This is a genomic window from Streptomyces sp. NPDC040405 (assembly GCF_055595765.1).
Map to the genome: position 1 here is coordinate 577,666 of NZ_JBVIVI010000005.1, position 12,727 is coordinate 590,392.

The 12,727-nt window shown below is 70.1% G+C and carries 10 protein-coding genes and 1 tRNA gene; 9 read left to right on the plus strand and 2 right to left on the minus strand.

Annotation, left to right across the window (positions count from 1 at the left end):
* The first annotated feature begins 2 nt into the window (after positions 1-2).
* From ACZ59A_RS23910 to ACZ59A_RS23940, 7 genes are all read left to right on the plus strand, one after another.
* The gene (locus ACZ59A_RS23910; protein ID WP_470961534.1) at positions 3-677 is read left to right on the plus strand and encodes a transglycosylase family protein; all 675 of its coding nucleotides are present in this window, start codon (positions 3-5) and stop codon (positions 675-677) included.
* 119 nt (positions 678-796) lie between these two features.
* Positions 797-2,077: a phosphopyruvate hydratase gene (gene eno / locus ACZ59A_RS23915; protein WP_470961838.1), complete on the plus strand. Its 1,281-nt coding sequence runs from the start codon at positions 797-799 to the stop codon at positions 2,075-2,077.
* Positions 2,078-2,210: 133 nt separating this feature from the next.
* Positions 2,211-2,690, plus strand: coding sequence for an FtsB family cell division protein (locus ACZ59A_RS23920; protein ID WP_470961537.1), 480 nt, complete (start codon positions 2,211-2,213; stop codon positions 2,688-2,690).
* A gap of 65 nt (positions 2,691-2,755) precedes the next feature.
* Positions 2,756-3,334, plus strand: coding sequence for a DUF501 domain-containing protein (locus tag ACZ59A_RS23925; RefSeq protein ID WP_470961540.1), 579 nt, complete (start codon positions 2,756-2,758; stop codon positions 3,332-3,334).
* Complete coding sequence (locus ACZ59A_RS23930) at positions 3,331-4,293, plus strand: Ppx/GppA phosphatase family protein (RefSeq protein WP_470961543.1); 963 nt, start codon at positions 3,331-3,333, stop codon at positions 4,291-4,293. The genes ACZ59A_RS23925 and ACZ59A_RS23930 overlap by 4 nt, the downstream gene beginning before the upstream one ends.
* 395 nt (positions 4,294-4,688) lie before the next feature.
* Entirely contained in the window at positions 4,689-6,074 is a 1,386-nt protein-coding gene (locus ACZ59A_RS23935) for an NAD(P)/FAD-dependent oxidoreductase (protein ID WP_468052562.1), read from the plus strand.
* A gap of 232 nt (positions 6,075-6,306) precedes the next feature.
* Positions 6,307-7,623 (plus strand): class I SAM-dependent methyltransferase, encoded by a 1,317-nt coding sequence (locus tag ACZ59A_RS23940; RefSeq protein WP_470961546.1) that lies wholly within the window; start codon positions 6,307-6,309, stop codon positions 7,621-7,623.
* A 110-nt stretch (positions 7,624-7,733) separates the two neighbouring features.
* On the opposite strand, the gene ACZ59A_RS23945 is transcribed toward ACZ59A_RS23940, so the two are convergent.
* Positions 7,734-10,277: an ABC transporter permease gene (locus ACZ59A_RS23945; RefSeq protein ID WP_470961549.1), complete on the minus strand. Its 2,544-nt coding sequence runs from the start codon at positions 10,275-10,277 to the stop codon at positions 7,734-7,736.
* A gap of 75 nt (positions 10,278-10,352) precedes the next feature.
* Positions 10,353-11,135: an ABC transporter ATP-binding protein gene (locus ACZ59A_RS23950; protein WP_468052567.1), complete on the minus strand. Its 783-nt coding sequence runs from the start codon at positions 11,133-11,135 to the stop codon at positions 10,353-10,355.
* A 401-nt stretch (positions 11,136-11,536) separates the two neighbouring features.
* Between ACZ59A_RS23950 and ACZ59A_RS23955 the strand changes: the two genes are divergently transcribed.
* Positions 11,537-11,619, plus strand: a tRNA-Leu gene (locus ACZ59A_RS23955).
* 207 nt (positions 11,620-11,826) lie between these two features.
* Positions 11,827-12,723, plus strand: a complete 897-nt coding sequence (locus tag ACZ59A_RS23960) for a Bax inhibitor-1/YccA family protein (RefSeq protein WP_470961553.1) — start codon at positions 11,827-11,829, stop codon at positions 12,721-12,723.
* Positions 12,724-12,727: the final 4 nt, after the last annotated feature.

The window sequence follows — 12,727 nt, forward strand, 5'->3', positions numbered from 1 at the left end:
ACATGTCCAACGCTCAGGGCAAGCACCGTCGTCCTTCCAAGGCCACCCGTATCGCCGCGCTCGCCGGTCTCGCCGGAGCCGCCGTGGCCACCCCGCTCATCGGTGCGACGTCCGCCTCTGCCGCGACCAGCTCCCAGTGGGACCAGGTCGCGCAGTGCGAGGCCGGTGGCAATTGGTCGATCAACACCGGCAACGGGTACTACGGCGGCCTGCAGTTCTCCTCCTCCACCTGGGCCGCCTACGGCGGTACCGCGTTCGCTCCCACCGCCGACAAGGCGGGCAAGGCCCAGCAGATCCAGGTCGCCGAGAAGGTCCTCGCCAGCCAGGGCAAGGGCGCCTGGCCGGTCTGCGGCAAGGGTCTGACCTCCGGTGGCGCCCCCGCCGCCCCCGCGCCGTCCACCCCGTCGCAGAGCCAGCCCGACTCCTCGCAGCCGGCCCCCTCCGCCAAGCCGAAGGCCGCGCCGCGCAGCGCGCCCGAGCACGCCGCGCGCGCCGAGACCCGCGGCCCGATCAAGAAGGGCGACGGCGAGTACAAGGTCAAGTCCGGTGACACCCTTGGCAAGATCGCCAAGACGGAGGACGTCAAGGGCGGCTGGAAGAAGCTGTTCGAGCTGAACAAGAACGTCATCCAGAAGGCCGACCTGATCTTCCCCGGCCAGCAGCTCCACCTGAGCTGAGCCGTCCCACCCCGTTGACGAGCCCCGGCCGGGTGCGCCGCCCCCACGGTGCACCCCGCCGGGGCTTCGGTGCGGTTAGGCTCATGCTGCTACCGAAGACCCATACGAAGGAGATCCTCGTGCCGTCCATCGACGTCGTCGTAGCTCGCGAGATCCTCGACTCGCGAGGCAACCCCACGGTCGAGGTCGAGGTCGGCCTCGACGACGGCAGCACCGGCCGTGCCGCTGTCCCGTCCGGCGCCTCCACCGGCGCCTTCGAGGCCCTCGAACTCCGTGACGGCGACAAGAACCGCTATGGCGGCAAGGGCGTGGAGAAGGCCGTCCTCGCCGTCATCGAGCAGATCGGCCCCGAGCTGGTCGGATATGACGCCACCGAGCAGCGCCTGATCGACCAGGCGATGTTCGACCTGGATGCCACTCCGGACAAGTCCTCGCTCGGCGCCAACGCCATCCTCGGCGTCTCCCTCGCCGTCGCGCACGCCGCTTCCGAGGCGTCCGACCTGCCCCTCTTCCGCTACCTCGGCGGCCCGAACGCGCACCTGCTGCCGGTCCCGATGATGAACATCCTGAACGGCGGCTCGCACGCCGATTCCAATGTGGACATCCAGGAGTTCATGATCGCGCCGGTTGGCGCCGAGTCCTTCTCGGAGGCCCTGCGCTGGGGTGCCGAGGTCTACCACACCCTCAAGGCGGTGCTGAAGGAGCGCGGCCTGTCCACCGGTCTCGGCGACGAGGGCGGCTTCGCGCCGAACCTCGACTCCAACCGGGACGCCCTCGACCTGATCGTCGAGGCCATCAAGAAGGCCGGTTACCAGCCCGGCCAGGACATCGCGCTCGCGCTCGACGTCGCCGCCACCGAGTTCTACAAGGACGGCGTCTACCAGTTCGAGGGCAAGGACCGCACCGCGTCCGAGATGACCGCGTACTACGCCGAGCTGGTCGACGCGTACCCGCTGGTCTCCATCGAGGACCCGCTGAACGAGGAGGACTGGGACGGCTGGAAGACGATCACCGACCAGCTCGGTGACAAGGTCCAGCTGGTCGGCGACGACCTGTTCGTCACCAACCCCGAGCGGCTGGCCCGCGGCATCGAGAACGACACCGCGAACGCCCTGCTGGTCAAGGTCAACCAGATCGGCTCGCTGACCGAGACCCTCGACGCCGTCGAGCTGGCCCAGCGCAACGGCTTCAAGTGCATGATGTCGCACCGGTCCGGTGAGACCGAGGACGTCACCATCGCCGACCTGGCCGTCGCCACCAACTGCGGCCAGATCAAGACCGGCGCCCCGGCCCGCTCCGAGCGGGTGGCCAAGTACAACCAGCTGCTGCGCATCGAGGAGATCCTGGACGACGCCGCGGTGTACGCGGGCCGTTCCGCCTTCCCGCGCTTCAAGGGCTGACCGCTTCCCGATCCTGAGGAGCGGACACGTCTGACGCATGTCCCCGGCCGCGGTCCCGTACCGTGGCCGGGGACGGCGTTACTCAAGCGGGCGTTACTCACGACTCAAGCGAAGTCATCACCGGGGAGGCGACGTGCCGGCGGATCGGTTCTCCACCGCGACCAGGCTCAAGGCGCTCGGCGAGCACGCCGCCGCCCGGGTCTACCGTGCCCGGATCAAACGCCGCCGCAGCAGGCTCACCGGCCGGGCCGCCCTCCTCGCACTGGTCGTCTGCTCGCTGGTGGTCGCGCTGGCCTATCCCATGCGGCAGTACATCTCCCAGCGCTCGGAGATCGCCGACCAGCGCCGCCAGGCCCAGCAGGAGCGCGCCGAGGTGGCCAAGCTGAGCGAGCAGAAGGCCCGGCTGCGCGACCCCGCGTACATCGAGCGGCGAGCCCGCGAGCATCTGCACTATCTGATGCCGGGGGAGACCGGCTTCAGCATGGTGGACCCCGGCGCCCGGGCCGAGCGCTCCACCGACCATGGCGCGGGCGACCGCCCCTGGTACACCAACCTCTGGGACACCGTGGACACGGCGGACGCGCCGAAGGCGGCCGCCGCCGCGGACCGCTGACGCGTCGCGTCGGCGCCCGTACGGTCGCACCCGGTCCGACACCGATCGAAGAGAACTTTCCCCTCATGGACACGCCCCCTCCGCAGACGGAGCCCACCGCGCCCACCGACGCGGACATCGCCGCCGTCAAGGAGCAGCTGAACCGCGTACCGCGCGGCCTGCGCGCCGTCGCGCACCGCTGCCCCTGCGGCAACCCCGATGTCGTCGAGACCGCGCCGCGCCTGGAGGACGGGACCCCGTTCCCCACCCTCTACTACCTGACCTGCCCGCGCGCCGCGTCCGCGATCGGCACGCTGGAGGCGGAGGGCGTGATGAAGGAGATGACGGCCCGGCTGGGCAGCGACCCCGAGCTGGCCGCCGCCTACCGCGCCGCCCACGAGGACTACATAGCGCGCCGCGACGCCATCGAGGAGCTGAAGGGCTTCCCCAGCGCGGGCGGCATGCCGGACCGGGTGAAGTGCCTGCACGTTCTGGTCGGCCACTCCCTCGCGGCCGGTCCCGGGGTCAACCCGCTGGGCGACGAGGCGATCGCCCTGCTGCCCGAGTGGTGGCGCAAGGGCCCGTGCGTCGCGCCCTGCGCCCAGCCGACGGAACAGGCGCCGGAACAGGCGCCGGAACAGCCCGCGAAGGGGGAGACCGCATGACCCGCGTCGCGGCCGTGGACTGCGGCACCAACTCGATCCGGCTGCTGGTCGCCGACGCCGACCCGGCCACGGGCGAGCTGACCGAGCTGGACCGCCGGATGAAGATCGTCCGGCTGGGCCAGGGCGTGGACCGCACCGGGCGGCTGGCCCCCGAGGCGCTGGAGCGCACCTTCGCCGCGTGCCGGGAGTACGCGGAGGTCATACGCACGCTCGGCGCCGAGCGCGTCCGCTTCGTCGCCACCTCGGCCTCGCGGGACGCCGAGAACCGCGAGGAGTTCGTGCGCGGCGTCGTGGACATCCTCGGCGTCGAGCCCGAGGTGATCACCGGGGATCAGGAGGCGGAGTTCTCCTTCACCGGCGCCACCAAGGAGCTGACCGGCCATGAGCATCTGAGCGGTCCGTTCCTGGTGGTGGACCTCGGCGGCGGCTCGACGGAGTTCGTCAGCGGCGACGACGGGGTGCGGGCGGCCCGCAGCGTCGACATCGGCTGTGTGCGGCTGACGGAGCGGCATCTCGTCGCGGACGGCCAGGTCGCCGAGGTGCCGACGGAGGATCAGCTCTCGGCCATCAGGGCGGACATCGAGCGGGCGCTGGACCTCGCCGAGGAGACGGTGCCGCTCACCAACGGCTGCCGCCCCGGCGAGGGCGGCCACACCCTGGTCGGGCTGGCCGGTACGGTCACCACCGTCGCCGCCATCGCGCTGGGGCTGACGGAGTACGACCCGGCCGCGATCCACCACGCCCGGGTACACGCCGGGCAGGTCGGCGAGATCACGGCCAAGCTGCTGACCTCGACCCACGCGGAGCGGGCGGCGATCGGGGCGATGCATCCGGGCCGGGTCGACGTGATCACCGCGGGCGCCCTGGTGCTGCTGTCGATCATGGATCGGACCGGTGCCGAGGAGGTCGTCGTGAGCGAACACGACATCCTCGATGGCATCGCCTGGAGCATCTCCTGAGCGGGATCGATATCGTCTGAGCGGCCGTGGAGGGTCCTTCCGGGGCCTTCCGCGGACCGCCGCCAAAAGAGTTCGTGAAACTCTTCACATGAAAAAGTGCCCTGGTGGCCGCCTTCTGGGCCACCCCGAGGCCGCTATTGGTGACGGTGTTCATCAAGTCGGCCGGATCATGGCCGGGCGCCCCGCGTCGCGGACCGCCGGGGAACGTCATGGTCTACTCGCGCGTTCAACGGCTATCGCTGCTCAGAGCGCATGGGAACGTCTTGATCCGCTTCTCGGTTCCCCTGCTGGAGTATGGCGTCCGTCACGGGGGCGGCGGAGTGTAGCAGATACCCCCACATTGCTTGTGAAGGGGCTCACGAGGACCCCCTCGTGAGGTGCTGGATACTCGAAACATGAGCACCACGGAGCGTCCCAGGATCCTCGTTGTAGGCGGTGGGTACGTAGGCCTGTACGCGGCGCGCCGCATCCTCAAGAAGATGCGGTACGGCGAGGCGACTGTCACGGTCGTCGACCCTCGCTCGTACATGACGTACCAGCCCTTCCTCCCCGAAGCTGCGGCCGGCAGCATCTCTCCGCGCCATGTCGTGGTTCCGCTGCGGCGTGTGCTCCCCAAGGCGGAGGTCCTCACCGGCCGGGTGTCGAACATCGACCAGGACCGCAAGGTGGCCGTCGTCCAGCCGCTCGTCGGCGAGTCGTACGAGCTGCCCTTCGACTACCTCGTCATCGCGATGGGCGCGGTCTCCCGCACCTTCCCGATTCCCGGCCTGGCCGAGAACGGCATCGGGATGAAGGGCATAGAAGAGGCCATCGGCCTGCGCAACCACGTCCTCGAGCAGCTCGACAAGGCCGACTCCACCACGGACGAGGACATCCGCCGCAAGGCGCTCACCTTCGTCTTCGTCGGCGGCGGCTTCGCGGGCGCGGAGACCATCGGCGAGGTCGAGGACATGGCCCGCGACGCGGCCAAGTACTACCCGAGCGTGAAGCGCGAGGACATGCGCTTCGTGCTCGTCGACGCGGCCGACAAGATCCTTCCCGAGGTGGGCCCGAAGCTCGGCCAGTGGGGCCTGGAGCACCTGCAGAAGCGCGGTGTCGAGGTCTACCTCAACACCTCCATGAACTCCTGCGTCGACGGCCATGTGGTGCTCAAGAACGGCCTCGAGGTCGACACCAACACCCTCGTGTGGACCGCGGGCGTCAAGCCCAACCCGGCGCTCGCCCGGTTCGGCCTCCCGCTCGGCCCGCGCGGCCACGTGGACACCGGCTCCAACCTCCAGGTGAAGGGCACCGACTACATCTGGGCCGCGGGCGACAACGCCCAGGTGCCGGACCTCGCCTCCGGCGAGGGCGCCTGGTGCCCGCCGAACGCCCAGCACGCGCTGCGTCAGGCCAAGGTCCTCGGCGACAACGTGATCTCGGGCATGCGGGGCTTCCCGCAGGGCGAGTACAAGCACGCCAACAAGGGCGCCGTCGCGGGTCTCGGCCTCCACAAGGGCGTCGCGATGATCGTCATGGGCAAGATGAAGATCAAGCTCAAGGGCCGGCTGGCCTGGTACATGCACCGTGGCTACCACGGCCTGGCGATGCCGACGTTCAACCGCAAGATCCGGGTCATCGCCGACTGGACGCTGGGCATGTTCCTCAAGCGCGAGGTCGTCTCGCTCGGCGCCATGGAGAACCCCCGCGAGGAGTTCTACGAGGCTGCCGCCCCGGTCTCCGCGGCCGCCGCCGCGAAGCCCGCCGCCGATGTCGCCGCGGAGAAGGCCAAGGCGTCCTGACCTGGGACTGGCCTCGGACTGACCCCGGACTTCGGCACCGGGCAGAGCTGAACATCTGAACACCTGAATATCGAGCAAGCGCCAAGGGCGTCCGCCATCCGTGGGGCGGGCGCCCTTCGCATGCGCGCTTTTTACTGATTCAAGACGTGTCGGCGGGACTGTTCGTGCGGTTCCATGGTGTTTACGTGATGAGTGAATCTTCCCTGACTCGCCATCATGGAGGTGTGCCGACATGACCGACGTCGCCGCGCGACTCGCCGCCCTGGCCGAGGAGGTGCTGGGGACCCCGCTCCCGCTGCGCATCCGGGCCTGGGACCGCAGCGAGACGGGTCCGCCCGGCACCCCGGTCCTCGTACTGCGCCGCCGCCGGGCGCTGCGCCGGATGCTGTGGAAGCCGGGCGAACTCGGCCTGGCCCGGGCCTGGGTGGCGGGCGATCTCGACATAGAGGGCGATCTTTACGAGGCACTGGAGGGGCTGGCCGGGCTGCTGTGGGAGCGGGACGAACCCGCCGCCGGGCGCCCGAGCCGCCTCGCCGCGGCCCTGAGAGCCCTGCGCGATCCGAAGACGCGCACCGCCGTCCGTGATCTGCTCGCCCTCGCCGGTCCCGGACTGCCACCCGCCCCGCCGCGTGAGGAGGCCGGGGCGACCCGGGGGCCGCTGCACACCCTGCGCCGCGACAAAAAGGCCATCAGCCACCATTACGACGTCGGCAACGACTTCTACGAGCTGGTGCTCGGCCCCTCGATGGTCTACTCGTGCGCGTACTGGGAGAGCGCCGACACCCCGTTGGAAGACGCCCAGTGGGCCAAGCTCGACCTGGTCTGCCGCAAGCTCGCGCTGGAACCCGGGCAGCGGCTGCTGGACGTGGGGTGCGGCTGGGGCTCGATGGTGCTGCACGCGGCGCGCGAGTACGGGGTGCGCGCCGTCGGCATCACGCTCTCCGAGGAGCAGGCGGTGTACGCCCGTAAGCGCATCGCGGACGCCGGGCTGACCGAGAAGATCGAGATCCGGGTGCAGGACTACCGCGAGATCGACGACGGTCCGTACGACGCGATCTCCTCGATCGGCATGGCCGAGCACGTGGGTTCCGTGCGGTACGCCGAGTACACCGGCATCCTGCACCGGCTGCTGGCCCCCGGGGGGCGGCTGCTGAACCACCAGATCGCCCGGCGCCCCGAGCCGGACGAGGAGGCGTACCACGTGGACGAGTTCATCGACCGCTACGTCTTCCCCGACGGCGAACTGGCCCCCGTCGGCCGGACCGTGACCCAGCTGGAGGAGGCCGGTTTCGAGGTGCGCGACGTGGAGGCGATCCGTGAGCACTACGCGCTCACCCTGCGCCACTGGGTCGGCAATCTGGAGCGGTCCTGGCCGCAGGCCGTCCGGCTGACCTCCCCGGGCCGGGCCCGGGTCTGGCGGCTCTACATGGCCGCTTGCGCCCTGTCGTTCGAACGCAACCGGATCGGCGTCAACCAGGTCCTCGCCGTCCGTACGCCGGACAGCGGCGCCTCCGGGCTGCCGCTGCGGACCCGCGACTGGCGCGGCTGAGACGGCGGCTGAGAGGGCGCGGCCGAGAAAGCGCGGCCGGGAAAAGCAGAACGGGCTTGACGCGCGGGAAGCGCGTCAAGCCCGTTCGCGTAGCTCGGAGAGCTGAGCCGTTACTCGGCCTTGATGGACTCCAGCATGTTGAGCCTGGCCGCCCGGCGCGCGGGCCACAGGGCCGCCAGCACGCCCACGAACGCGGCCATCGCCAGGAACAGGCCCATCCGGCCCCACGGCAGTACCAGTTCGTAGGTCGTCAGCCCGGTGGAGATCAGCTCACCGGCCGCCCAGCCGAAGAACACGCCGAGCCCGATCCCGAGCACCCCGCCGAAGAGCGAGATGACCAGCGACTCCAGCCGCACCATCCGCTTGATGCCGCGCCGGTCCAGGCCGATGGCCCGCAGCATGCCGATCTCCTGCGAGCGCTCGAAGACCGACATGGCCAAGGTGTTGATGACCCCGAGCACCGCGACGATCACGGCCATGGCCAGCAGGCCGTAGAGCATGTTCAGCATCAGCGTGAACAGCTTGGCGATGCCGTCGGAGATGTCCTTCTTGTTCTGGATCTGGAGGGCCGGGTTGTCGCCGAGCGCCTTCGTCAGCTTGTCCTTGTTGGCCTCGGTCGCCCCGCCCTTGGTCTTCAGCATCACCTGGAAGTCGGTGACGGTGGCCATGTGCGGGGTCATGGTGGCGGTGTCGGTCCAGACGCCGCGGACCATCTGGTTGCCCTCGTACACGCCGCCGACGGTCAGCTTGGCGCTGCGGCCGTCCTGGTACGTCACCGGGACGGTCGAGCCGACCTTCCAGTGGTTGCTGTCGGCGGTCTTGTCGTCGACGACGACCTTCTTGCCGCCGAAGTCGGAGAAGGACCCCTGGCGGAAGTCCACGCCGACCAGTTCGGTGATGGTCTTGGGGTTGACGCCCGTCAGGATGGTCGTCTTGTCGCCGATCTTGGCCGGGGCCTGGCGCAGCGGGCTGACCGCGGTGACCTCGGGCTGCTTCGCCAGCGTCTTGGCCACGTCCGGGGAGAGCGGCCGCGAGCCGCCGGCGCCGCCCATGCTGACGACGTAGTCGGACTTCAGGCCGTCCGAGGCCATCTGGTCGATGCCCTTCTGGACGCTGCCCGCGATGACCGTCATGCCGGTGATCAGGGTGAGGCCCACCATCAGCGCGGAGGCGGTGGCGGCGGTACGGCGCGGGTTGCGCACCGCGTTCTGCCGGGCGAGCTTGCCGGACATCCCGAAGAGCCGCAGCACCGGCGAGGCGGCCGCGATCAGCGGCCGGGACAGCAGCGGGGTGAGCACGAACACGCCGATCACCAGGACCGCGGCGCCGAACGCCATCGAGCCCTTGCCGTCCATGCCCTGGCCGGAGCCGTACAGCACCAGCCCGACACCGGCCGCCGCGAGCAGCGCGCCGATCGTGTTCCGTACCACCAGACCGCGGGTCGTCGGCGCGGCGTGCACGCTGCTCATCGCGGCGACCGGCGGGATCTTCGCGGCGCGGCGGCCCGGCAGCCAGGCGGCGAGCACGGTCACCACGACGCCGACGAGCAGCGAGGCAGCCACGGTCGTCGGCTCGATGACCAGCGGTCCGTCCGGGACGACGGCCCCGGTGGAGCTGAGCAGCGAGCGCAGCCCGGCGCCGATGCCGACACCGGCGGCCATGCCCACGACGGCCGCGACGGCGCCGACGGCGGTGGCCTCGATCAGCACCGAACGGGTCACCTGGCGGCGGCTCGCGCCGACCGCCCGCATCAGGGCCAGTTCCTTGGTGCGCTGGGCGACCAGCATGGTGAAGGTGTTGGCGATGATGAAGATGCCGACGAAGAGCGCGATCCCGGCGAACACCAGCATGGCGGTCTGCATGCTGCTCATGCCCTGCTTGATCTGCTCGGCCTGGTCGTCGGCGAGCTTCTGGCCGGTGGCGGCCTCGGCGTCCTTCGGCAGCACCTTGTCGACCGCGGACTTCAGCGTGGCCTGCGAGGTCCCGGCGGCGGCCTTCACGTCGATCTCGTCGAACTGGCCGGGCTTGGCGAACAGCTTCTGCGCGGTGGCGTTGTCGTACAGCGCGAGGCTGCCGCCCGCCGCCACATTGCCGTCCTCGGTGGTGAAGACGCCGGAGATCTTCTCGGTGCGCACCGGGCCGTTCACGGACACCCGGATGGTGTCACCGGCCTTGTAGTGGCCCTTCTCGGCGGACTTGGCGTCGAGCGCCAGCTCGCCCGGGCCCTTGGGCGCGCGGCCCTCGGTCATCGTGTACCGCGGGTCCTTGCCGTCGGGGCCCGGGTAGTAGTTCCCACCGAGGGTGGAGAAGCCGCTGCCGAGCATGTCGCCGTTCCGGTCGGAGAGGGCGGTGAAGCCCTTCACGACCCCGGTGGCGGAGGCGGCGCCGGGCACCTGGGACGCCTTGTCCAGCACCTGCTGGCCGAGCCGCGGCGTGGAGCCGGGGGCGCCCGCGTCGGAGTCGGACTTGTGCGGGGTGATGGCGACGTCGACGCCGTCGAAGCCCTTCTCGGAGCTCTTCTGGTAGGCGGCGGAGATGGTGTTGGTGAAGACCAGGGTGCCGGAGACGAAGGCCACGCCGAGCATGACGGCGAGGACGGTCATCAGCAGCCGGGCCTTGTGCGCGAGCACGTTGCGCAAGGCGGTACGGAGCATGGAAGTCAGTCCAGGGGAGGAAGGGGAGAGGTGCGGAGGCGGGAGCGGCCCGCGATGACGGGCGCGCGCCTCGCGTCAGCTCGTACGGCCCTTGGCGTCGAACCGCTTCATGCGGTCCAGCACCGAGTCGGCGGTCGGGCCCGTCAGCTCGTCCACGATCCGGCCGTCGGCGAGGAAGACCACCCGGTCGGCGTAGGCCGCGGCGACCGGGTCGTGGGTCACCATGACCACGGTCTGGCCCAGTTCGCGCACCGAGTTGCGCAGGAAGCCCAGCACCTCGGCGCCGGAGCGGGAGTCGAGGTTTCCGGTGGGCTCGTCCGCGAAGATGATGTCGGGCTTCCCGGCCAGCGCGCGGGCGACGGCGACGCGCTGCTGCTGACCGCCGGAGAGCTGGCTCGGCCGGTGCTTGAGCCGGCCGGCGAGGCCGACCGTCTCCACGACCCGGTCCAGCCACGCCGAATCGGCCTTGCGGCCCGCGATGTCCATCGGGAGGGTGATGTTCTCCAGCGCGTTCAGCGTGGGCAGCAGGTTGAACGCCTGGAAGATGAAGCCGATCTTGTCGCGGCGCAGTTGGGTGAGCTTCTTGTCCTTCAGGGCCGTCAGCTCGACGTCGCCGATGCGGGCCGAGCCGCTGGAGACGGAGTCGAGGCCCGCCATGCAGTGCATGAGCGTCGACTTGCCCGAACCCGACGGGCCCATGATCGCGGTGAACTCGGCCTGCCGGAACTCGACGGAGACGGCGTCGAGGGCGACGACCTGGGTCTCGCCCTGTCCGTAGACCTTGGAGAGGTCCGTTGCTCGGGCCGCTGCCGTCGTGGAACGGGCGGCGGTCTCGACGCCGGAGGTGGTGGTGGTCACGGTGCGGAGCTCCTGTCGTGCGGTGCGGGTCGGCCAGGACGTCCTTCCATCGTCCTTGCCATAAAGGGGGACGGGATCCGTCGCTCCTCCGGTTCTGCGCGCGACTCGGGTCGTAGGCGCGTCGGCCGGAGTCCTCCTTGGGTAGGAGAGGACCCCCGAACGGGGGCATCGAGATTGCGTCAATCCGCCGTCAAAGGGGCCACAGGGCATATAAGCAGGTCCGCTCGGGCGCCGGCATCGGCGGGTACCCTGACCCACTACTGATGGGCCCTCAGTTGCCAATAAAATAAGACAACCTCGGTCCGGTGGTTCGCTGTTCGGGTCCATCGGCCCGGATAGGCTCGTGCTGCTCTCCTATGGGGAGGGAGGTACGCACTTCGTACGTCCCAGGGTGAGCCGCTGCCCGGATGGTGGAATGCAGACACGGCGAGCTTAAACCTCGCTGCCCCTCGCGGGCGTACCGGTTCAAGTCCGGTTCCGGGCACCTCCAGATCTCGTGGGCGCACTCTGCGTGCGTGGCCCGTAGCCCACTGTGCGACCGGGGTCCGCACCCGGGTCCCGCACCCGTTCCGGGGGGACCTCGCGCTGTCCGGGCGCGCGTGAAAAGATCCTCCTTGGGCACTAGGGTGCTTTCTTTGCTTACCCATTACTCTTGAGTCAAGGTCGCGCAGGGCGGCCACGGAGGAGTGAGATGAGGAGCAGCAACCCGGTCTTCTCGCGACGGGGGTTCAGCCGCGGCGGCGGCTACGCCGGCTTCGGCGCGGCCCAGCAGGCCGGGGGCCCCGCCGCAGCCCAGGGCAACCCCTACGCGGGCAGCAACCCGTACGCGCAGACGCAAGCGGCACCGGCCAATCCCTACGCGGCAGGTGGCCAGCAGAACCTGACGCCCGAGCAGCTCCAGCAGATGTACGGAGCGCCCCCGGCCGGTCCGCAGACCGGCCGGATGACGATGGACGACGTCGTCATGCGCACCGGCATGACGCTGGGCACCGTGATCGTCGCCGCCGCTGCCGCCTGGATCGCGCACCTTCCGATCGGTGCGGGCATCGGCGCCGCGCTGGTCGCGATGGTGCTGGGCCTGGTGCAGTCGTTCAAGCGCACGCCCTCGCCCGCGCTCATCATGGGGTACGCCCTCTTCGAGGGGCTCTTCCTCGGCGTCATCAGCCAGGTGTACAACGAGCGCTGGTCCGGCGCCCCGATGCAGGCGGTCCTCGGCACGATGGCCGTCTTCATCGGTGTGCTCGCCGCGTACAAGACCCGGCTCATCCGGGTGAACGCGCGCTTTCAGCGCTTCGTGATCGCGGCGGCCATCGGCTTCGTCCTGCTGATGGCGGTCAACCTGCTGTTCGCCGCCATCGGCGGCGGTGACGGCATGGGCTTCCGCAGCGGTGGCCTGGGCATCGTCTTCGGGATCATCGGCGTCGTGCTCGGTGCCGCGTTCCTGGCGATGGACTTCAAGCAGGTCGAGGACGGCGTCCGGTACGGTGCTCCGCGCGAGGAGTCCTGGCTGGCCGCGTTCGGTCTGACGCTCTCGCTGGTGTGGATCTACCTGGAGCTGCTCCGGCTGATCTCCATCTTCAGGGACTAGCGTC